The following is a 22,813-nucleotide window of genomic DNA, read 5'->3' on the forward strand; positions in this document are numbered from 1 at the left end:
GCTTGTCTCCTTGTTTTCTTTATGGCTGTTGCTGCTGGGAAGTTTCGAATTCATTCCGGTCACCGATCATTAACGGCAGATCCAGTTTCTTCCCGTTCCGAACCACATTCAGCGTAATCTTATCCCCGACTTTCTTCGATTGAATAAACTCAATCAAATCCTGGGATGTAGCGTATTTCGTCCCATCAGCTCCTGTAACAATATCATACTGACGGAGATCCGCTTCATAAGCCGGGGAACGGAATACAATACTATCAACATAAGAACCTTCCGTCACATCCGTACCGAGCTGCTGAGATACTTGCGGTGTCAAGGTTCCAAGTCTTGCTCCGATGAAAGGAATCGGGGTTTTCGGAACCTCTTTATCATTTTTGAGATAATCCAGAACTTCGCTGATCGTCTTGGAAGGGATCGCGAATCCGATACCTTGCGCCTCTGCACTAACCGCGACATTCATGCCGATGACTTCACCCTTCAAATTAAGCAGTGGGCCACCTGAGTTTCCGGGGTTAATTGAAGCATCGGTTTGCAGCAGATGTTCATAGTTCCGATCCTTCTCACCATTCTGACCGGAAATATCTATATCACGCTCTTTGGAGCTAAGTACACCAGCTGTTACCGTATGTTCAAAACCATGCGGGTTACCAATGGCAACCAGCCACTCGCCGACCTTCAGATCATCCGAATCTCCGAGATTTACAGCTGGAAAATCTCCATCTCCTTCGATTTTCAATACGGCCAAGTCCAGCTCATAACTCGAGCCAAGCAGTTTGGCTTCATAAGGCTTTTTGTTATCCTGGAGAGTAACTTGAATGACATCAGCGCCGTGAACCACGTGCTCATTCGTTAAAATATATCCGGACTTGTCAAAAATAAATCCGGAACCGATACCAGATGGCTGCAGCTGAGAAGATTCATTGCTACTTCCTTCATTGCTGCCGTTGCTTCCTTGGTTCGACTGATCACCGAAGAAGTAACGGAATAACGGATCATCCATATTCGAGTTATTTTGTCTTTGCCCATTGCTCTTTACAAGCGTTTCAATCAGTACGACGGCAGGACTCGCTTCATCAACTACGGACGCTACATCGCCGGGGTTCGAAGGGATTTGCGCTGACGCAGTAGAAGCGCTGTTCTCATCTGCAGGTGCCAGAGCCGACTTTACGTTCTCATTTCCGGCTGCCTGGGACATCAATGCTGCTTCCGGAGTGAACAGATTAGCTCTGTCTGCTGCAAACATCAGACCGGTAATAACGAGCATACCTGCAAGGAATGACAGGAGCACTGTTTTAACAGAACTCTTTGGTTTATGATTGAAGTTCCATTGTCCGCTCGAGGTCTTCTCTGGAAGGGAACCCCCTCTGCCGTTTCCACCTCCATCTCCCTGGCCAGAAGCTCCGGCTGAATAGCTTGGAGATGGGACGGGTCTTACCGGCTGTGGAGCTGTGATCTCTACTTCTTGCGGTTCACGTCGTCCATAAGAATCATGCCCTTCATTCCGGTCATCTTCACCACTGATAGACTTAAACGGGCCATACGAATAATAATAAGAAGAGTTGTCCGATGACTGATCCAGACGTTCTTGCGGCTCATTGGTTTGTTCCTCATCGTTCTGACCAAACCGATTTCTCTGATCGTCCATATTTTTACCTCCTATTAGATCACCTGACCATCTGCAGGTGTTTAATGTTTTATCTGTTCTTATTGTGTACTATAAACCTTAATAACACCTTAAAAACAATTAAAAGGGAGATAAAAACGGATAAAACAAAAAAATAAAATTTACAATCAGTTTGTATTAACCCATCCTTTTCGGTGAGCGTAAATAGCCAGCTGTGTCCGGTCATCCAGCTCGCATTTCATCAGCAGGTTACTGACATGAGTTTTGACCGTTTTAATACTGATATGAAGTTCCTCGCCAATTTCCTTGTTGCTTTTTCCTTCGGCTATAAGTAGAAGCACTTCCTTCTCACGTTCCGTAAGTCCCGAGTGATCTTCCTGAACCATATGTTGGCGGATTCCCCGGGTCAAAGCTTCAGATACATCCTTCGTCATAACAGGCATCCCCCGGTATGCACCCTGCAGAGCATAAATAAGTTCATCTGCAGAAACGGTTTTCAGCACATAACTGACCGCGCCCGCTTCAACGCATTCCACCACCAGATTATCCTCCAAAAAGCTTGTTAGGATGACAATCTTCTGCTCTGGAAATTCCGTCATGACCGCCCGTGTCGTTTCGGCTCCGTTCATAACGGGCATCATCAGATCCATCAATATCAGATCAGGCTTGGTCTCCACCTCAACGTTTCTAAGATATTCCAGTACTTCTAATCCATTTGCAGCTTCCCCGATCACTTCAAAAGACGGATCCAGTGACAAATACGTTTTCAATCCCATCCGAACCATATCATGATCATCAACAAGCAGTATTTTGATCACACTCATTTATTCTCCCCCTATCGCTCCTGATGAATCCAGCCCGTCCCGACTTTTTTCACCAGAATCAGCGCTTCCTTCATCCTCACCCAAATTTTCAAACAACGGTATATGTACTCTGACGGTCGTTCCAGCCCCCCGGCGGCTGATGATATCCACTTGGCCTCCTAGTTTTTCGGCCCGTTCACGCATCGTAGACAAGCCATACGAGCCCTGTCTTTGTGTCATTTCATCAAAGCCCATTCCGTCGTCGCTTATGCTTAACACGACCCGTTTATGTTCCTCACGGAGCGACATGCTCACAAGACTCGCACCGGCATGCTTCACAATGTTAGCCACAGCCTCCTGAATAATGAGAAAGAGCTGATGCTCTATCGCTTCGGATAGCCCGTCATACAGCTCAACATCCTTCACACCTTTTAAGCTGTTTTGACGGCAATAGTCAGGAAACCAACGCTCCAGCGCTTCTTCCAATGTTTTCCCCTCAAGCTCGACCGGTCGCAGCTGAGCGATTAAAGCTCTCATTTGTTTCTGGGCTGTATGTGACATCGAGATCAACTGCTCCAACACTTTATCGCCATGCTCCGGATTTTTTTTCATGACACCTGGCAGAGAGGATGCCGACATATGAATAGCGAACAGCTGCTGACTGACCGTGTCATGCAAATCCCGGGCCATTCTTCTGCGTTCTTCCAGAACAGCAGCTTCCGCAGCGATTTCTTTTTCAATAACATCCTGTTCCCCAAGCCGCTGAAGAATTTTCATCTTCTTCTCAAGCGCTTCTGTCATACCATTAAATTCTCCATACACCCGTGCAAATGAAGCATCCTCCGCAGCCGGCATCCGTACAGTCAGATTGCCCTTAGCAACCTGCAGCATATTCAAATGCAGCAGGTCCAGCGGCCTCTGAATACGCTGGCCTGCGATATATCCCGCAATTCCTGTAAACAGAACGATACCGACCGTGTAATAGACCCACAGCCGGTTATCTTCAATTATAATGTACCCTCCTTGGTCTGCGACATATAGAAACACAGCCACCGCAGCTCCAATCAACAAAAAGTAAAGCATTAGCACCCACTTAGTGTTCTTAATAAAACTCATATTCTTACCCTACCTTGTTCACTTTTACATCACCAATAAATACGCTGATGTTGATACGAAGCTTCTTTCCTGCTTCCCTGTAGTGCGGGCTTTCCATCCCAGCGCTGCTCATGAAACCGCTGCGGGTCTGCCCAAGAACCGACATATCGCCGATAAATGAACTCGTTTGTACATATACGCCAAGATCCGAATCATTAGGAACAAACACCTTAACATCCCCGATAAAAGCCGAAATATTGATCTTGGTTTCCCCATAAGGAATTTGAGCTTTGGTTAAATCCAGTACCGTATCCCCAATAAACTGCGAAATGTTAGTCGGTTTGAGGGTGAAATATTCATTCCCCATATGCACGTCGCCGATGAAGGCTGATTTATTTATCGTATCGCCATGATTCCATCCATGGTCATTCCAGCTTTCCTTCCGTTCTCTGTACTCTTTATGATCATACTTATGATGAGCCTTATGATGATGCTGTTCATGGATGATGAATTCCTCCTGCTCTGGTCTAGAATCTTTCTCCCGGTCTTTCTTTTTTCCAAAAGTCCGTTCAAACATTTCATCCAGCGAAGATTCCATTTTCGGTGCTTGCGGAACCTCTGGGATATCATCCATTCTTTCGTCCTCTTCCCTTTTATAGTGCTTGGGTGGATTTGGCGGCTGGTGATTCTTTGGCTTAAAAATGACTGATAACCCATACCCGATTAATATGACAGGAAGCGCATATTTTATCAGGTCCCCAAACGAAAAGTCGACCATGTCTAAGTTTCGTCCCAAAAAATACAGACCGATAATCAGCGGCACTATTGATCCCCACATCGCTCCTCCATGTTTCGGACGAGCCATAAATCCTTGTAGTCCGACCCAAATCAGAATTACAGGCCAATATATGGAAATCAAGTGTCCCAGATTCAAATCAACAACGCCCATTTGTTGAAGTATAAAGTACACTCCCACGCCAATGAGAAGAAGCCCGCCAGTCAGTTGGTTCCATCCTCTTCTATTCATATGCAGCATCCTCCTGCTTTTCATTTCGTATTTTTCCTTTGATTACAGTGTACAACAAGTGATACTGCATGGATAGCGGCGGCGGGATGAAACATGCCTCGGTCTCGGGACCGAGGTAGATGGATCATTATGGAAAAACAAGACCCCCGCATATATTTGCGAAGGTCTTGTTTGCGTTAAGCAATATGATACTGATGTTTAGCGGTTAGCTTTGTTTGTGCTACTCTCACCGAACTCAGCAAACTCAGCGTCAAACTTTTCGTTTGGCGTCTTAAAGTTTCCTTGAACTTTCTGGGAGCCTTTTTGGGAGACAGAAGTACTATTCTCCTCAGCAAACTCTGCATTAAACTTTTCGTTTGGGGTTTTATAGTTTTCCTGCACTTTGCTTTTCTTAGCCACGGTATTCACCTCCCTGTCCAGCAATACCATCATCCTCTTCGGGGAACGTCTCCCCGAACAATAGTATGTGATGGACAGGCGGCCATTATTCCAACGAACCGACGAATGCAATATCCTGCCTTAGATAGCTTCTTCCAACACGGAAGAAGGCAGAAACCGGTACGTTTCAATTGCTTCGCCAAGTCTGTGCAACATTTTTTCAGTACATTTGCCGTTTCCGCGTTTAATTACCTGTACCTCAACGTCCTTTTTGCCCCATTCTTTAAATACCTGCTTCGTGGTGGCAAAATATAGATCGATCTTTTCACCTTTAATAGCAGAGCCAGTGTCAGCTACTACACCGTAACCATAATCAGGAATGTACAAAATACTTCCCACAGGAAACACATCCGGATCAGCTGCAATTGTCGACACCTTGTTTTTATCCCGCTTAACCTTTACGCCAGAGTAGGTGATCCCGTACTGCGGATGTCCCGGGTTTTTGCCGGTTGATTCATAACCTGCGGTATAACCGGTAGCTGTTACTTTTACAGTACGGAGAACTTGATCTTCCTTTGGAGCTGAAACTGCCATGGAAGGCACCCGTTTTTTGTTATGTTGTTTGGCTTCGATGTCCTCATTCTCTGCCGATAACTGAGCCGGTAGCAAGTAGTGATTGATATTTCCAAGTCCTACAGCACTGAATGTATAAAAACTCGACATCTCACTAAAGTTGCTTCCTTCAATGACCTCTTCTTCACCGCCTGCTTGCAACTGATCACGAACACCGATTCCATAAGAATCTGAAGACACCGGCATCATCGTTGAAGCGTTTGTTTCAGATGTGCCAAAGCTATACAAGAACCCTGATAGTAAAATGCATATTAAAAACCTCTGCCATGTTTTCCAATTGTTCATTTGAGAACCTCCCCCTTGCTAGTGAGGTTTCCCATTTTCCAAAAGGTTTATACGTTACATGACAGAGGCCTATGAAGATATCTATATGACTTGTTTCAAAAGATGTCCTAATAATTAAACTACGCGGTTGTTAATCTCTTCTTGGAGCTTGAGAATGACTTCATCTAGACCTTGAGCGCCAAGATCTCCTTCACCACGCTTACGTACGGATACAGCTTTTGCATTCATCTCATTCTCTCCTACGATGAACATGTACGGTACTTTTTCAAGCTGTGCTTCACGGATTTTGTAACCGAGCTTCTCATTGCGCAAATCCGGTTCTACGGAAACGCCTGCCAACTTGAGTCGGTCTGCTACTTCCTTCGCGTAATCTTCGAAAGCAGTCGATACCGGAATGACTTTAACCTGTACAGGAGAAAGCCACAATGGCAATGCTCCGGCAAAATTCTCCAGCAGGAATGCAGTAAACCGTTCCATTGTTCCAAGAATACCGCGGTGGATAACGACCGGGCGGTGCTTTTGTCCGTCGTCGCCTACATATTCAAGCTCAAAACGTTCTGGAAGCAGGAAGTCCAGTTGAACAGTGGACAAAGTCTCCTCCTTGCCGAGCGCCGTACGAACCTGAACGTCCAGCTTCGGACCATAGAATGCGGCTTCGCCTTCCGCTTCGTAAAACGGCATATCCAAGCTTTCCACAACTTCACGCAGCATACGCTGGGACATTTCCCACATTTCGTCGTTCGGGAAATATTTCTCGGTATCCTGTGGATCGCGGTAAGACAGACGGAAACGGTAATCGTTAATACCAAAGTCCTTGTACACGGTCATGATCAGCTCGATAACGCGTGCAAATTCTTCCTTAATCTGATCCGGACGGCAGAAAATATGAGAATCGTTCAATGTCATTGCGCGGACACGGTGAAGACCAGTCAGTGCTCCAGACATTTCGTAGCGATGCTGCATACCGAGCTCTGCAATACGGATTGGAAGGTCACGGTAACTATGCATACTGCTCTTGTACACCATCATATGGTGCGGGCAGTTCATCGGACGGAGCACCAGCTCTTCGTTGTCCATCACCATTCTAGGGAACATATCTTCTTCATAATGCTCCAAATGTCCGGACGTTTTGTACAGTTCCACGTTGCCGAGAACCGGTGTATATACGTGCTGGTATCCAAGACGCTCCTCCATGTCCACAATATAACGCTCTAGAGTACGGCGGAGCTTCGCGCCGTTTGGCAGCCAAATCGGTAGGCCTTGGCCAACCAGTTGGGAGAAGGTGAACATTTCCAATTCTTTACCAAGCTTGCGGTGATCACGCTTCTTAGCTTCTTCCAGCAAATGAAGGTGCTCGTCGAGCTGAGCTTTTTTCACAAATGCAGTACCGTATACACGCTGCAACATTTTGTTCTTGCTGTCACCACGCCAGTAAGCTCCGGCCACATTCATCAGTTTGAATACTTTGATTTTGCCAGTGGAAGGCACATGAGGCCCGCGGCATAGGTCAAAGAATTCACCCTGTTCATAAATGGAGATGACACTGTCCTCAGGCAGAGCATTGATCAACTCCAACTTGTAAGGGTCCTCCAGCTCGCCGAAAATGCGGAGTGCTTCTTCTCGGCTTACCTCTTTGCGAACAATCGGAAGGTTTTCCCCGATAATGCGCTCCATTTCTTTTTCAATCTTTTGGAGATCCTCTGGATTCAGCGGCTCCTCAAGATCCATATCGTAGTAAAAGCCATCCTCGATTACAGGACCAACTCCAAGCTTAACTGCTTTTGCGCCGAACAAGCGCTTTGTGGCCTGGGCCATCAGGTGCGCAGTACTATGACGCATTACCTCAAGACCATCCGATGAATCCTGGGTCACAATTTCAATGAGAGCGCCCTCCTCAAGAGGTGTAGACAAATCAACCACTTGACCGTTCAATTTACCCGCAACAGCATTTTTTCTAAGTCCGCTACTGATGGAAGCCGCCACATCTTCAATGCTGCTGCCTTCCGAATATTCCCGGACGGAGCCGTCCGGAAGCTTAATACTAATAGCCATCCTGCATTCCTCCTGAAAGAATCATTGTTTAATTTCACGTTTGATCCTTATGATCCACACTTGCAGGACAACATAAAAAACACCCGTCCCGCAAAGGGACGAGTGTTATACTCGTGGTTCCACCCTAGTTCGATCTCCAGAAACAGTTACGTATCTACTGCTCTGAGAAGATCCTTCGTTGGCATTGGGTAACGGTAATGAACCGGCGAAGCCTACTCTCTCCAGAACACTTTATACAGTATCCAAGGACATTTCGACAACGCAGCTACAAAGGGGTAAATCAATAGCGTACCGGAGGAAATTACAGCCGTGTTTCCTCTCTCTGGTCGGTCTTAGCCTGCTTGATCCATGTCTTTGTCGATGCTTTTTACGTGAATTTATCAGTTATTATAATCCCGTTTTGCCGGGAACGTCAAGTCATCATTAGCCAAGCTTCCAAGAAAGGGACTGCATTCAGGACAGCTGATGCACACCTCCGCCCGGTTATCAAAAATATGTGCCAGTGTGACAATAACCGGAAGGTCCGGCTCCCGCGTATGAATGATCATACGTGCAGGGGATAGCGAGATCAATGTACTAACGACCATATCCTCAATTTCCATATCCTGATCGAGCCGTTCCATAACCAGCCCTTCGTCCCGCATCTTCTCGATCGGTCTTAAGCTGCCATCCAACAGAAGGAAATCCTCTCCTCCCTTATGGACGACGTGAACTAACGGCATAAGCGGCTCCTGAAAATACACAAAATATTTAAGCAGACTTACAAACTCCTCATATTGCTGATCCAGCATGAACTCATCTACCGCATACTCCGCCATTTCCCTTAGCTCCTGCTCATACGACTGCATCCGAAAGGTCATAAAGCCATCCAAATTCAGATCAGGAGACTCCGACAGGCAGACAAATATACTGTCCTTCAGCTTCCGCCTGCGCTGCTGTGAATAATCACCTGACGGATTATCATCCTTTGCAAGCAACATCAAAAACCATTGCAGAACACGCTCGGATTCTTCATTATCATTGAACTCAAATTCCGAAAGCAGCAGCCGGGCTGCAATATCCTGCTCTTTCTCCTCCAAGATGTAAGCTGCTGCCGCTTCAGATATTAGCCTGCGCACCATCTCAGCGGATGAGGTCCATGCCGTGAGCGGCAGCTTTCCGGAACACGTCCAAATGACCCGATCTCTCGAAGCGCTGAACGAAAACTTCAACTGCCTGCATTGTTTATGTAACTCTTTCTGCTTGTCTGACAAGATACGGTAAAAGGCTTCTTTTTCACCGTCAGTCCGTGTATTGACCGATATGCTGAACAGTTCCATGGAATCGCTCCTTTCGGGTTCCCTGTTTCAGTATATGGGGACCTGAGGGGGGATATACGGAACTGATTTTTGGAAAAAGAAGCAAGTTGATCTCCTGCCTGTTCTGACGGGGTTAGCTTGATGAAGTCACGCAAGTAGAAACGGTTTCACCGTAAAAAAAGCCCTGTCTCCACGATACCATCGGGAGAGAGGGCTTAATGTTAGGATACGTATTAATTCTGCATCACAAAATCGCGATCAACGGTACTATTGTCATTAAACACACGCAGAATATCATACTTCGTGTTCCGCTGGGCAGGGATGTTACCACTCTCGCGGATCAGCTTTAAAATAGACTCGATGTTCACTTTATATACCGCACCCGCGGAAGAAACCACATTCTCCTCCATCATCGTACTGCCGAAATCATTGCAGCCGTATGACAGAGACAGCTTGCCAATTTCCGGCCCCATCGTCACCCATGAGGATTGGAGATTCGGAACATTATCGATAGCCAGGCGACCGATCGCAACTGATTTCAAGTATGCTTCAGGCGTCTCGCGTTCGCGCTTCAGGTTCGTGTTATCTGGCTGGAAGGTAAAAGGTATAAAGGCAAGGAAGCCCTTGGAGTTCCATCCGTTCTGAATACATTCGTCTTGGGCATCACGTATCCGAAGCAAATGAAGAGCTCTTTGCTCCATCGATTCACCCAATCCGATAACCATAGTTGCTGTCGTATTCATTCCAAGCTTGTGTGCCGTCTGCATGACGTCCATCCACTGGCGCCAGCTACCCTTCAGCTTACTGACTTTCTGACGGATACGGTCGTCCAAAATTTCGGCCCCGCCGCCAGGCAGCGAATCCAGACCAGCATCTCGTAGATCACGAACAACTTCTTCCATGCTAAGCCCTGACACTTCCATCATTTTTACAATCTCTGCCGGTGAAAAGGAATGCATCGTAATGTTAGGAAAACGTTTCTTGATGTTGCGAAGCAAATCCGTATAGTAACTGAACGATAGATTTGGGTTGGTTCCGCCCTGCATTAAAATCTCCGTTCCATTCACATCTTCAGTTTCCTGAATTTTTTGGAAAATCTCCTCATCGGACAACACGTATCCTTCTTCATGTCCCGGTCTGCGGTAAAAAGCACAGAATCGGCAGTACACATCACACACATTCGTGTAGTTTACGTTTCGTCCAATAACGAAGGTCGTAATCGGATCAGGATGTAGTCGTTTGGTCATAATATTAGCAGCATGACCGATTTTTTCAATCTCATCACTCTCAAAGAGTGTCACGGTATCTTCCAGGTTCAAGCGCTCACCTCGCAGCGCCTTATCCAGAATACTATTAACAGTGCTCATATATAGGATCCTCCCTTATCACGGCTAAAAGACAGTAAATCTCACTTGCCTACATATAATAACTTTTTCATCGTACCACATAAAGGAAGTAAAAACGACATCCAGATTACTGGATGCCATTCTACAAATTTTGTCATCTGTGCACTCCAAGTGCTCCATCCAAATCAGCAATAAGATCATCAATATCTTCCAACCCGACCGAAAAACGAAGCAACCCGTCGGTGATCCCGCGTTCATGGCGTACTTTCTCTCCCATTGCAGCATGGGACATCATTGCAGGATAAGAGAGAATACTCTCTACTGCACCCAAGCTTACAGCTACCAGAGGCAGTCTAACCGCATTCAGCACTTTCTTGGCTCGTTCACCTGATCCCACATCAAACGATACGACTGCACCATAACCGCTGCACTGCTTCTCATGAATCTCGCGTCCCGGATGATTCAGCAGACCCGGATAGTATACCGCCTCAATATCATTTCGTCCGGTAAGCCATGCAGCAAGTTTAGCAGCACTTTGCTCACTATGTGTCATACGTGCGCCCAGCGTTTTCATGCCACGCATCAGCAGCCAGGAATCCTGTACGCCAAGCACAGTTCCGAGTCCATTCTGAAGCTGCTTCAACTGAACTCCAATGCTCTCGGTTCGGGCAACAGCCAAGCCTGCCAGCACATCGCTGTGTCCTCCAAGAAATTTGGTTGCGCTATGAAGAACGATATCTACTCCCTGTTCAATCGGCCGTTGATAGTACGGAGTCATAAAAGTATTATCCAGTATCGTTAATAGTCCGTGATTCTGAGCCCAAGCCGTTATTGCGCCGATATCCGTTATTTTTAATGTCGGATTCGAAGGAGTTTCCATATATACAGCCTTTGTGTTGGATTTTAATGCTCTCTTCACCTGCTCCAGATCGGTCATATCCACGAATGTGCATTCCATGCCCATTCGGTTCAATATGCTCGTTAGCAATCGATATGTACCGCCGTATACATCCTCTGTCACGATGATATGATCTCCCGCCGAGAGCATCATGAATGTGCTTGAGATTGCCGCCATACCTGATGCATAGGCAAAGCCTTGAACACCGCCTTCCAGCAATGCTATATAATCCTCCAACACTTGGCGTGTCGGGTTGCCGGATCTGCTGTAATCATGAACCGGCGGGGCAAACACATCCTCATGATGGAACGTGGAGGCTTGATAAATCGGAACACTGGAAGCGCCCGTTGTGGGGTCAATTTCTCCTCCGAAATGAAGCAGTCTGGTTTCAAATCTAAGGGGATGTCTGTTCTGGTTGTCTTGGCTCATCTTTATGCTCCTCCTTCTATTTCAGCTGCAGCAGCATTTAAAGCGGCATCCAGATCCGCGATTAAATCGTCTGCATGCTCAATACCTACGGAGAAACGAAGTAATCGGTCATCCACGCCAACAGCTTCGCGAATCTCCAACGGGATGTCGGCATGTGTCTGAACCGCCGGATAGGTCATTAAAGATTCAACCCCTCCCAGGCTCTCGGCAAAAGCAATCAGCTTGATATGACGAAGCAAAGGCTCAACATACCTTGCATCCTTCACTTTGAATGAAAAAATACCTGTATTTCCACTGGACTGCTTCTGCTGAATTTCATATCCCGGATGATCAGGAAATGCCGGGTAGAATACCTCGGATACTGCCGGATGCTCCTTGAGAAACAATGCAATCGCCTTTGCATTGCTTTCATGACGCTCCATTCTAAGCGCCAATGTTTTCATGCCGCGCATCAGTTGGTAAGAGTCCGTCGGACCCAGCACCGCCCCGATCGAATTGTGTAAAAAGGCAATTTCCTCTGACAGCTCTTTCCCCTTGGTAACGATTAATCCTGCTAGCACATCGTTGTGCCCTCCCAAATATTTGGTTGCGCTGTGTACAACGATATCGGCTCCAAGCTCGATAGGTCTCTGAAAGAACGGTGTCAGCAGCGTGTTATCCACAATACTGATCAGGTCATGATGCCGGGCCCAACTACAGACAGCATCAATATCTGTTATCATCATCAGCGGGTTCGTTGGCGTCTCGATAATGACCGCTTTTGTGTTCGGTTTTCTAGACTGCTCTAGCGCGTCCATATCATTCGTATCGACATAAGTTGCGCTTACTCCATACCTGGACAATATTTTTTCGATCAGACGGTAAGTGCCTCCGTATAAATCCAGTGATACGATGAGATGATCACCCTGTCCGAAGAGGGCGAACACAGTCTGTAATGCCGCCATCCCAGAACTGCAGGCAAACCCGGCATCCCCTGATTCCAATGCAGCCGCCGCTTCCTCCAGAACCTGTCTTGTCGGACTTTTCGTACGGGAATAATCGAAGCCTGTGCTTTGACCCAACTTCGGGTGACGAAATGCTGTAGCTTGATAGATCGGAAAATTAATGGCTCCCGTCACCGGCTCCTCTACTGAACCAATTTGAGCCAGCCTGCTTTCAATTCTCAGTTGCTTCTTCTCCATGTTCGCTCCTCCTTTTAACATTACTTTTCTTTTCTCTCTAGATTTGCGGTCCAATATCATAAGGCGTTTCTTGATATACATAGTAATTCAGCCAATTAGAGAATAATAAATTCGCATGGGCTCTCCAAACGGACGGTGGTTTTATAGTCGGGTCATCCTTCGGGTAATAATGGCGTGGAAGTGCAACGTCCAATCCTTTGGCAGCATCCCGTTCATATTCCCACCGAAGCGAATCAGAATCATACTCCGAGTGCCCTGTTACAAACACCTGTCTACCGTCCTTTGAGGCTACCAGATAAATCCCAGCCTCCTCGGATTCAGACAAAATTTCAAGTTGAACCGATTGTTCAACATCTTCCCGGCGCACTTCGGTATGCCTGGAATGAGGGGCATAGAATACCTCATCAAAGCCCCGAAGAAGTTTTACCGTCGGTTCGTTTACGGTGTGGGAGAACACACCGAAGCATTTTTCGGAAAGACTATATTTCGGTACACCATAATGATAGTAAAGACCCGCCTGGGAAGCCCAACATATGTGAAGGGTCGAGGTTACATTCCTCTTACTCCATTCAAAAATCTCTGTGAGCTCATTCCAATAGTTCACTTCTTCAAAATGAAGCTGCTCGACAGGCGCACCCGTAATGATCATGCCGTCAAAGCGGCGATGCTTTACTTCCTCAAATGTTTTATAGAACGACTCCAAATGCTCTGCCGGGGTATTTTTAGAAGTATGAGATCCCGGATGAAGCAGGACAACATCCACCTGAAGCGGTGAATTACCGATCAGGCGAAGCAGCTGTGTCTCCGTCGTTTCCTTGGTCGGCATCAAATTCAGAATGGCAATCCGCAGCGGGCGGATATCTTGATGAAACGCATGGCTTTCATCCATTACAAAAATGTTCTCCCCAGCAAGAACTTCCTTTGCAGGCAGTGTGTCTGGAATTTTGATCGGCATAATTACTCCTCCTTCGGGTTAATAAATAGTTGATTACAAAAAGTCAGAGAAGGCCAAAGTAATGCAAAAATGACCTATCTCTAATGAGAAAGGTCATATGTACGTATACGTAAACTATGCGCCTCTCTCATCTGTCAGAATTTCGCGGTCCTTAACATTAAGGCCGCGTACATCCTGCAAGAATTAGCACCGTGCGATATTGCCGCCGGTTGCCGGGTTTCATAGGGCTAGTCCCTCCACCTGCTCTTGATAAGATTTAGCTGTATGAAGTTGTCATCTGTTAATACTGATTATTACTTTAAATCAAGAACATTTTTTCGTCAAGAAGCTTTGAGCTAAAAAAATGTAACATCTCACCTCCTTCTTCCATACCCTGTACAAGGAAGTATCTTACGCTTAATTCCACCTTGAAAGGTAATAACCCCAGCGTTATACTAGACAAGTGCTAATTAACCATATGAAAGAGGTGACATGGAAGATGGACGGTGACCCGAGCCATAAGCTGGATGTGAGTGACGAAAAACCGCATAGGACCAAGATCAGCTCACCGGTGGCGGGCAGCGTTATTTTTCATGCGCTCTTATAGAAGCCTTTATGCCGAATTATTCAGAACACCTGCCGGTATGCCGGTAAGCTGATACCCTATGCCTTTATTCGAGTATGCGCAAGCAGTGAATTAAAGGAGTGATATCAGATGAAAATCCGGTTGGTGAATTCGGGTGTTTTTACCCCCATCGACGACATTGAAACGACACTTACAGCCCCGGCTGACGGGTTTTACTGGATCGATGCCGATGTGGAAGACTTGGCGGAACTCCAGCCCATGTTCTCTCTGCACGACCTAGCAGTTGAAGACTCCCAGAGTGAAGAAGAGCAACGCCCAAAGATTGAAATATACGAAAACCACTATTTTATCGTAGTGAACAGCATCCGCTTTGACGATGAGGAGATTTTCCTCCGGGCCCTGAACATTTTTCTGGGAAGACATTTTATCATTACTGTAACCAAGCAGAAAATTCATGAGCTCCGGGCTGTGAAGCCCCTTCTGTGGGAAGACGAAGCAAACTCACCGGACCGGTTCCTATACATTTTGATTGACCTGGTCACAGACAACTACTTTACGGTTGGCGACCGGATTGAGGCACGTATCGATCAGCTTGAAGAAGACATATTGATGCATACCAAGAAATCACATTTGAATGAAATTATCGGTTTGCGAAGCGAGATTTTGTGGCTAAAAAAAGTACTTGGACCCCAGAAGGAAGTCATCAACACGCTGAACAAAAAAGACCTGCGCCTGATCGATGATCAATTACAAAAGTACTTCAGCGATATTTACGAGAATGCTGTGAAAATATCCGAGACGTTTGAAACCTACCGCGATCTGATGAGTAACCTTCGAGAAGCTTACCAGTCCAGTATCGCGAACCGGGCGAACGAAATTATGAGAGTTTTTACTGCCATGACCACCATCTTCATGCCGCTTACCGTAATTACTGGAATATACGGCATGAACTTTGACAATATGCCTGAATTACACTGGAAGTATTCGTACTTTGCCGTTCTCGGACTTATGATCTTTCTCGGGTCAGGCATGTACTATCTGTTCCGCAAAAAAGAATGGTTATGAAACGTAGGAAACGGGTGTCCTTCACTTATAGAAGGCACCCGTTTTGTCATAGTCTACACGGCGTCGCGCTTCTCAAAATGCTGCCGACGGAACCGGATCCGGATTAGGCGAAGACGCTCGTACCGCTGCTCCATACCGCCCTCCGCTGCTGGTTCCTGACCATATACACGCTGCATTACCGGTTTAAGAAAAGTATCTCCCAGCTCCTCAAAAGCTTTCCAGATGGCCGACTGTTCCGTATCCGGCATGCTCTCAAGCTCCATACGGATAAGAAGTTCAGTATCGTATCCTTCCTTCTCTAGCCCTTCCAAATGTTCGACCAAATCTCTGCGCGACATTTCCGTATTCTGACTCAGTTGATCCAGTGTCAAGCCATCCGCTATGCCCATCAGCATCGTCCGGCTCATACGATAGTTCTCCAGCTCCTGCTTATACTTATGCTCTTTCTGCTTATAGAGCCAAGACAAAAATTCCTCCTCCTTCAGTTGACGAAATACCCAATCTAGCGGAAACGCTGTCGTTCTTTCCAACTTGGATGTCATTTCTATCCAGTCGGCACCATGCTCAGCAGCCTTATTTGACCCGATCCCCGGCAGCTGAAGCAGCTCTTCCTCTGTCTGAGGCATAAAGGCGCTAATGAGGCGAAGCACGCGGTTACTCGCTATAAAATAAGGGGCTTTACGTCCAGCGGCCGCTTTCCTTCGGCGCCAGGCACACAGCTCTGTATACAGCTCCTCCGATCCGTACAGCTCACTGTAGCATTGGAGCTTCAGGGCCGCGTGATTCTTCCCTTTGGAATCTTCCGGCTCATGAAATATCCCTTCGATCACCGGCCGGTAACCTTCACTTAGTTTCATAGCAAGGCGGTGACGGTATACACACAACAGCTCCTGCCATGAGCTTCCCTCATACCAATCATCATCCTGCGCATATCCATCCGGCTCGATATCTCGCCAACCCAATCGCCACATTCCTTCCTCTTCCCCAACCCACACTTGTGCGCTATTCTCATCACTCGCCCCATCATTTCTAGACATCTGATTCATAAAAACAATCTGCACATCCATTAACCTCCTGTCATTTATTTTGTATCAGTACAACGCAAAAAAAGCACCTTTCCCGCCGTAGCGTCAGAAAGGTGCTTCCCTCGTTTAAAACATCCGTTATACTGTTTACCCATCATGATACCATAATTTGTAACAACGTCAATGGGGATGTTATAAAATCAAAATGTTATATAGGTTGTCTCAACTTTTCTTGTATAATGGACAACAAACATCCTTGGAAGGAGTGAATTGCCGATATGACCGGGGAATCGCAGCAGCTTGATTTTTTATCAGATAGTACTGAGTCCACATCTACCCGTTTCGTCACGTTCATCGGCCCATCACTCAAACGTTTCGATCTGGCCGTTACGACCACGAACCATTTCTATGGGAAGAAGTTAGTTACCGACCTGCAGTTCGGAAGAACTGCTATTCTTGCTGCCGATGATCTAGAGCAGGAAGGGTACCTCGAGCGTACGTTTAGTCTGGAACGGGACCAGGCAGAAGATTTGCGTGAATTTCTGACGCTGGTGCTGGGAGATGCTCATTTTACTGATTAACTGGGGTGTTCCAAAAGGCCCAATGGCCTGGGATGCCTCCCTCGTTTGTTTGTAAGACGCTACGCGTACGAATCATTCCTACAACCGCTCTTGCCCCTGAATTTCTTGATTTATTTCTTAGCGGAAGAAATTCGGGGACAAAATGTTGTATGTTATACAACTTTGGAGCAGCAGAAGCCTGAACTACTGAAATTGTTGTAGATTCTACAACAATTTCTCCTAAGGAAGGGGGAAATCAATGATTCCTCATCCCAATTGTTGTATTTCATGCAACAATTCGTCCTTCGTCGCTGTATCCCGGAATAAAGTTGCATTTTATACAAAATTACTGAATTTCGCACCGCACGCAGCTCCCAGCGAGAAAGTACGGCGCCTGCATGCCGGTGATCAACCACACTGTTGGATTATGAGTAGTCACAAACACACGTAGAGGTTCATTCAAATAGTAGATCTAACAATTATAAATCACAGGGCCTCTTTAATAACTTTTTTGTAAAAGAGCACGGACAAGAATCCAAAGATAGAATACAATGCCGTGTACAACAGCATAACCATGATCATTGGTGCATATAGCTCCGTCCCGAAGAAGAACCACCCGGATTGGACAGCAAAGTAGCCATGAAATAATCCTACAATAAGAGGAATACCAAAATTGAAGAGCTGTTTGGCCTGAATACCCCGTAGTATATTTCCTTGCGTAAATCCAAGCTTTCTTAAGATCGTGTAATTGCCTCTTTCCTCTTCAGCTTCATCCATTTGCTTAAAGTAAAGGATACATCCGGATGTAATGAGGAACGTAAGACCCAAGAACCCGACAACAAACATGACCAATCCCATATTCGATTTTTGCTCTGTGCTGAGATCAATCTGCGACATCGCTTTTCCGTCAAAATTCAATTCCTGAAAAATCTCGTCCGCTTGCTCAATCTTGGTTTCATCCTGAATATCAATACCGAAATACTCGGAATATTCTCTCTGAAGTTCAGGATTCTTATCCTGATCCAGCTGTTGGTAGACCGAATCCTCCACAATCGCTGAAGGTAATCCGAGGCTAAAATTCCAGGACAATATTGCTTTCTTATCGGTTCTAATTAATCTTTGTTCAATCGAGCTGGTGTTGCCATGTAAAGTAATGTTTCCTGATTCTTTTAATCCAACAAACTTATCAATTGCATCACTGGTACCGGCAAAAAGCGTCTCTTTCGGAGTTAGGTCCATTCCCTCTACCTGTTTTTCACTTACTACGGCAAGGGGCATGCTTTCGGCGTCCTTTCCCTCAGCCTCAGATCCTAAAATTTGAGACACATCTACATTCACATACACAACGTTTCTATGAACCTCATCGTAAGCAATATTTTGAGCTGACAAAACTTCTGTAAATTGTTTTTTGTGTTCCGGGCTAGTGACGGTGAAATCGTTAGGTATGCTTTGTTCCGCTGATTTTTCGGCCGAGTAGTAAGAAATATAACTTAGTGACAGCAGTCCTATCGCCAAAGCGGAGACCGTTGTAATAACGGTCAGCAATAAAGCATTCGACTTCATGCGGAACATAATCGATGAGAGGGACAGCACCTCATTCAGTGACAAATACCCGTCCTTGCTTTTACGAATCATATTAAAAATGAAGCTGACTGAACCTTTGTAGAACAAATATGTCCCGATAATAACCGAACCCAAAATCAAAATCATCGTCATAAACAATTCATTTATTTGTGTTAGTCTACCGCTGAACATATCCGTCGATAGATAGTAACCATAAAGGATTAACCCGATTCCTGCCAGCCCCATCAACATCTCGAACATGGACATTTTTTTCACTTTTTCCTGAGTGGTCGAAACGGCACGGAACAAGGATAAAATGCTCTGTCTTTTAATGAACGTATAATTCATGATCATGATGAGAATGTAAACCGCGGCAAACACAATAACCGTTTGGATTAACGCTTCCGTTGAAAACCTTAAGGTAGCTTCTGACTCTACATCTGTTACTTTGAACAAAACCATAAGAATAAGCCGTGAAGCCGAGAACCCTGCAAAAATACCGATCAGCATAGATCCGAAATAGAGCATTAAGTTCTCCAAAGTGAGAATCTTGAATATTTTCCCTTTGGTCATCCCGATTAATTGAAACAGCCCAATTTCTTTACTTCTGCGTTTGATGAAAATGTTGTTTGCATACAGAAGAAAAATCGCAACAATCGCAACGAGCAGGACCGAGGCAGCTTTTAAAGCTGCGGCGCCTTTCATCGATCCTTTCAATTCTTCCATCGCCGGATCATACTGCAGAGTGACAAAGGCAAAGTACAGCGCCACACTAAAAATCAGGGCAAACACATAGAGAAAATAATTTTTTATGTTCTTTTTCAGATTTCTGTAGATGAGAGAGTTAATGCTCATTTTGAACACCACCCAGAACACCTTGTGTTTTTATAATGTCATTGAAAAAGGCTTGTCTTGACTCCTCACCTTTGTTCAGCTGTGTGTAAATCTGTCCGTCTTTAATAAAAACAACTCTGCTGCAATAGCTGGCAGCCACCGGATCATGGGTAACCATAATAATCGTCGCCGCAAGCTTCTGATTTAATTGGCTCAGCTTATTCAATAAATCGGAAGCTGATTTAGAGTCCAGCGCACCTGTCGGCTCATCTGCAAATATAATGCTTGGTTCATGAATAAAGGCACGAGCCGCGGATGTCCGCTGCTTCTGACCCCCTGATATTTCATTGGGATACTTGTCTTTGAGTTCAAAAATACCAAGCTCCGTTGCTACCGTTTTAAATTTTTGATCCGCATCTTTTTTGGATACGTTTTTGATGGATAACGGCAGCAGCACGTTCTCTTTGACAGTCAAGGTATCCAGCAGGTTATATTCCTGAAAAATAAAGCCCAAATGGTGCTTTCTAAATTCAGCCAGCTGCTTTTCTTTCATGCCCGTAAATTCTTTTCCCTCGATTTTAATGGTTCCCTGACTAACTTTATCAATAGACGAAAGTACATTAAGCAGCGTTGTTTTACCCGATCCGGAGGCCCCCATAATACTCACGAACTCGCCTTTTTCTACGCTAATGTCGATGCCTTTCAGCACTTCTTGCTTGTTTAGCTTGTTGCCATAACTTTTATAAATTTTATTAGATTCTAGGATCACCAATTTCACTCACTCCTTTTTTCTTACTTTCATCATAAAACAGCTCTCTGAACAAATCCTTCGATTCTCCGAACAAATCATAAAAGCATGTGACAATCCTGTCACATGCTTGTGATACTCACAAATGCATTCTTTTGGGGAAACGTTAACGTAAATGTTGTGCCAACCCCTAGCTCAGAAGACACATCTATATGAATGAATAAAGAGTTTGCCACCTTCTGTGTTAAATATAGTCCCATACCGGTCGCGGCAGTATCCTGATGCTGGGTTGTCGATGTAAAACCTTTATCAAATATGCGAGGTTGATCTTTCGGATCAATACCACGGCCAAAATCCTTAATCACAAGCTTGGCTTGACCGTCGTCGTCATAATTACTTTCAATGATAATGTCGGAGATTTCGCTGTATTTAACAGCGTTCGTTAACAGCTGCCTGATTATAAAACCAAGCCATTTGGCATCCGTCAGCACTTCAGCTACCTGAAGGGTAACGTCGAAGCCTATTCCTTTTTGCATACACCAAATTTTCAGTTCTTTAATTTCTTTGAAAATGATTGGCTCTAATGCAGCTTGCTCGATATACAAATCATTTTTAATAAAAGGTATGCGCTTTTGGTGCAGCTGCTGATCAAGCAGCAGGTGAATACGCAGCCACTCATACATCAATTGTCCTTTTAAAGTTTCATCATTTGAGCGTTCAATCATTAGCTGCATCGTTGTGAGCGGGGTTTTTACTTCATGAATCCAGGACAACAATTCGTCTTTCTCCTGCTCCACTTCGATCAGGCGCTGGGAAAGTTCGTTTCGGTATAGCTCGTTCTGAGCAATAACACTCTCTTCCACAATTTTTTCAAACGGGCTCTCTGCTTCTGCAAGCGCCGAGAACCCATTCGATTGATCCCATACTTCAATACTTTTATAAAATTTGGTTTCTTTATGATACCTTATAAGGAAAAAACCTATGAAAATAAGTGTGGACAAAAACACTATATATAGGATAGGCATAAAGGGAATTGAAGAATCGACGAAAGAAACAAAAAGAACAAGCAGCTGTAGAAACAGAAATAATATAATCCAGCTTCGTCTCTCCACAACATACTTTTTAACCATACGAGTTTGCCTCTTCCGTAGCCATATACCCTTGTCCAACCTTCGTTTCAATGTAAGGGTCGAGTGTGATATTTTCCAGCTTTTTGCGCAAACGGTTAACGTTGACTGTTAGCGTATTATCGCTTACAAAATGCTCATTGTCCCACAAACTTTTAATAATATCTTCCCGGCTGACAATCTGATTTTTTCGCTCAATGAGCACTTTCAGTATAAACATTTCATTTTTCGTCAGTTCAATGGAGCCCTTCTCATTGGTGATGGTATTTTTTACGTATTCCACTGTTGCACCCCGCCAGGATCTGAGCTCGATTCGCTCGGTATTATAATTATATACGCGGCGAAGAATGGCTTGAATCTTCGCGATTAGTACGTCAAAGTGAAATGGTTTTTGAACAAAATCATCAGCGCCTAGCTGCATAGACATAACCATATCGGTAGGATGATCTCGTGACGATAAAAAAATGATCGGTACGTTGGAATGGGAACGAATCATTCGGCACCAATGAAAGCCATCAAATTTCGGCAGTTGGATATCTATGATAACTAGATCCGGCTTAATCGCGGTAAACTCATGCACGACATTGCTGAAATCATGGATTCCATGCACTTCATAAGACCACTGTGATAGCCTTTCTTTAATCTCCTTAAACAAGGTCATGTTGTCCTCAATTAACATAATTTTAAACATTGTAGTCACCACACTTTTTCTCGGCATTCTTTTAACAAGTGTATAGTATAAGCTTTCTGGATGCTATAGATTTAAACAGGTGATGTCTTTAGAGACGCTGCGAGTACGAATCGTTCCTACGATCGCTCTTGCCCCCAAATTTCTGAATTGTTCCTTAGCGGAAGAAATTCGGGGACAAAGGCGAACGCTACCGCTTCTCCGAAATCGCTTCGTCCTCTCCGCTACATTGAGCGTGTTCATCATTACAAACTTAATCCTTTAAGTAAAGTGATCTATAAGAAGAAGCATACTCTTTTCAAAGAGTATCCTCTACACCAGTGTATCTATTGGCACGCTGCGAGGTCGGACGTTGTTCCCATCGCTGTTGTCTCCAGATTATTCTGAATTGTTTTTTATCGGTAACAATCCAGAGGTACACGCTCTCGATGCTAGTTTTCCTACGGAAAGCTTTTAGGCGATCGCTATCGCTTGTCCACAATCGTCTGTCCTCTCCGCTGCTTCGTGCGTATTCATCATTACAAACCTCTATGTAGGGTAATCCATGGGATGCACTCTCATTTCTATCCTATACGACTTCACCTTCTAACCTCTATAACACTGCAAGGTCAGTCGTTGTTCCCATCGCTGTTGTCTC

19 protein-coding genes and 1 riboswitch are annotated in these 22,813 nt (G+C 45.2%); of the genes, 2 read left to right on the forward strand and 17 right to left on the reverse strand.

Features of this window, described 5'->3' with window-relative positions; genetic code table 11:
* Nucleotides 1-19: 19 nt before the first annotated feature.
* From MNQ98_RS23495 to metA, 12 genes are all read right to left on the reverse strand, one after another.
* A complete protein-coding gene (locus MNQ98_RS23495) occupies nt 20-1,642 on the reverse strand; it encodes a S1C family serine protease (protein WP_241930415.1) in 1,623 nt (540 codons plus the stop codon).
* Between the two features lie 146 nt (nt 1,643-1,788).
* Nucleotides 1,789-2,445, reverse strand: coding sequence for a response regulator (locus tag MNQ98_RS23500; protein WP_208918157.1), 657 nt, complete (start codon nt 2,443-2,445; stop codon nt 1,789-1,791).
* Nucleotides 2,446-3,540: a sensor histidine kinase gene (locus MNQ98_RS23505; RefSeq protein WP_241930416.1), complete on the reverse strand. Its 1,095-nt coding sequence runs from the start codon at nt 3,538-3,540 to the stop codon at nt 2,446-2,448.
* Between the two features lie 4 nt (nt 3,541-3,544).
* Nucleotides 3,545-4,552 (reverse strand): cell wall-active antibiotics response protein LiaF, encoded by a 1,008-nt coding sequence (gene liaF, locus MNQ98_RS23510; RefSeq protein ID WP_481856789.1) that lies wholly within the window; start codon nt 4,550-4,552, stop codon nt 3,545-3,547.
* 192 nt (nt 4,553-4,744) lie between these two features.
* Entirely contained in the window at nt 4,745-4,945 is a 201-nt protein-coding gene (locus tag MNQ98_RS23515) for a hypothetical protein (RefSeq protein WP_241930418.1), read from the reverse strand.
* Between the two features lie 120 nt (nt 4,946-5,065).
* Nucleotides 5,066-5,647: a 3D domain-containing protein gene (locus MNQ98_RS23520; protein ID WP_481856790.1), complete on the reverse strand. Its 582-nt coding sequence runs from the start codon at nt 5,645-5,647 to the stop codon at nt 5,066-5,068.
* Nucleotides 5,648-5,956: 309 nt separating this feature from the next.
* Nucleotides 5,957-7,894, reverse strand: coding sequence for a threonine--tRNA ligase (gene thrS / locus MNQ98_RS23525; protein ID WP_241930419.1), 1,938 nt, complete (start codon nt 7,892-7,894; stop codon nt 5,957-5,959).
* Nucleotides 7,895-8,274: 380 nt separating this feature from the next.
* Nucleotides 8,275-9,213 carry a putative sporulation protein YtxC gene (locus MNQ98_RS23530; protein WP_241930420.1) on the reverse strand — a complete coding sequence of 313 codons (939 nt, stop codon included), beginning with the start codon at nt 9,211-9,213 and terminating at the stop codon, nt 8,275-8,277.
* Nucleotides 9,214-9,425: 212 nt separating this feature from the next.
* Nucleotides 9,426-10,559: a cyclic dehypoxanthinyl futalosine synthase gene (gene mqnC, locus MNQ98_RS23535; RefSeq protein WP_241930421.1), complete on the reverse strand. Its 1,134-nt coding sequence runs from the start codon at nt 10,557-10,559 to the stop codon at nt 9,426-9,428.
* 133 nt (nt 10,560-10,692) lie between these two features.
* Complete coding sequence (locus MNQ98_RS23540; protein ID WP_241930422.1) at nt 10,693-11,865, reverse strand: aminotransferase class I/II-fold pyridoxal phosphate-dependent enzyme; 1,173 nt, start codon at nt 11,863-11,865, stop codon at nt 10,693-10,695.
* Nucleotides 11,866-11,867: 2 nt separating this feature from the next.
* Complete coding sequence (locus tag MNQ98_RS23545; RefSeq protein ID WP_241930423.1) at nt 11,868-13,046, reverse strand: PLP-dependent transferase; 1,179 nt, start codon at nt 13,044-13,046, stop codon at nt 11,868-11,870.
* Nucleotides 13,047-13,083: 37 nt separating this feature from the next.
* Nucleotides 13,084-14,001, reverse strand: coding sequence for a homoserine O-acetyltransferase MetA (gene metA, locus MNQ98_RS23550; RefSeq protein WP_241930424.1), 918 nt, complete (start codon nt 13,999-14,001; stop codon nt 13,084-13,086).
* 124 nt (nt 14,002-14,125) lie between these two features.
* A riboswitch (SAM riboswitch) is annotated at nt 14,126-14,257 on the reverse strand.
* A 438-nt stretch (nt 14,258-14,695) separates the two neighbouring features.
* Between metA and corA the strand changes: the two genes are divergently transcribed.
* A complete protein-coding gene (corA, locus tag MNQ98_RS23555) occupies nt 14,696-15,631 on the forward strand; it encodes a magnesium/cobalt transporter CorA (RefSeq protein ID WP_241930425.1) in 936 nt (311 codons plus the stop codon).
* Nucleotides 15,632-15,684: 53 nt separating this feature from the next.
* Here the strand turns inward: corA and MNQ98_RS23560 are convergent, their stop codons facing one another.
* Nucleotides 15,685-16,692 carry an HRDC domain-containing protein gene (locus MNQ98_RS23560; protein WP_241930426.1) on the reverse strand — a complete coding sequence of 336 codons (1,008 nt, stop codon included), beginning with the start codon at nt 16,690-16,692 and terminating at the stop codon, nt 15,685-15,687.
* A gap of 242 nt (nt 16,693-16,934) precedes the next feature.
* Between MNQ98_RS23560 and MNQ98_RS23565 the strand changes: the two genes are divergently transcribed.
* Nucleotides 16,935-17,237 (forward strand): DUF3055 domain-containing protein, encoded by a 303-nt coding sequence (locus MNQ98_RS23565; RefSeq protein WP_241930427.1) that lies wholly within the window; start codon nt 16,935-16,937, stop codon nt 17,235-17,237.
* 465 nt (nt 17,238-17,702) lie between these two features.
* Here the strand turns inward: MNQ98_RS23565 and MNQ98_RS23570 are convergent, their stop codons facing one another.
* The 4 genes from MNQ98_RS23570 to MNQ98_RS23585 all read right to left on the reverse strand — a co-directional run bounded on the left by MNQ98_RS23570 (nt 17,703) and on the right by MNQ98_RS23585 (nt 22,179).
* A complete protein-coding gene (locus tag MNQ98_RS23570; RefSeq protein WP_241930428.1) occupies nt 17,703-19,634 on the reverse strand; it encodes an ABC transporter permease in 1,932 nt (643 codons plus the stop codon).
* Complete coding sequence (locus tag MNQ98_RS23575; protein WP_241930429.1) at nt 19,624-20,385, reverse strand: ABC transporter ATP-binding protein; 762 nt, start codon at nt 20,383-20,385, stop codon at nt 19,624-19,626. Before MNQ98_RS23575 ends, MNQ98_RS23570 begins: the two co-directional genes overlap by 11 nt.
* Before the next feature lie 98 nt (nt 20,386-20,483).
* Entirely contained in the window at nt 20,484-21,491 is a 1,008-nt protein-coding gene (locus MNQ98_RS23580; protein ID WP_241930430.1) for a sensor histidine kinase, read from the reverse strand.
* Complete coding sequence (locus tag MNQ98_RS23585; RefSeq protein WP_241930431.1) at nt 21,484-22,179, reverse strand: response regulator transcription factor; 696 nt, start codon at nt 22,177-22,179, stop codon at nt 21,484-21,486. The genes MNQ98_RS23580 and MNQ98_RS23585 overlap by 8 nt, the downstream gene beginning before the upstream one ends.
* Nucleotides 22,180-22,813 lie beyond the last annotated feature (634 nt).

It is taken from the genome of Paenibacillus sp. N3/727, from assembly GCF_022637315.1.
In the GTDB taxonomy this organism is placed as follows: Bacteria; Bacillota; Bacilli; order Paenibacillales; family Paenibacillaceae; genus Paenibacillus_AQ; species Paenibacillus_AQ uliginis.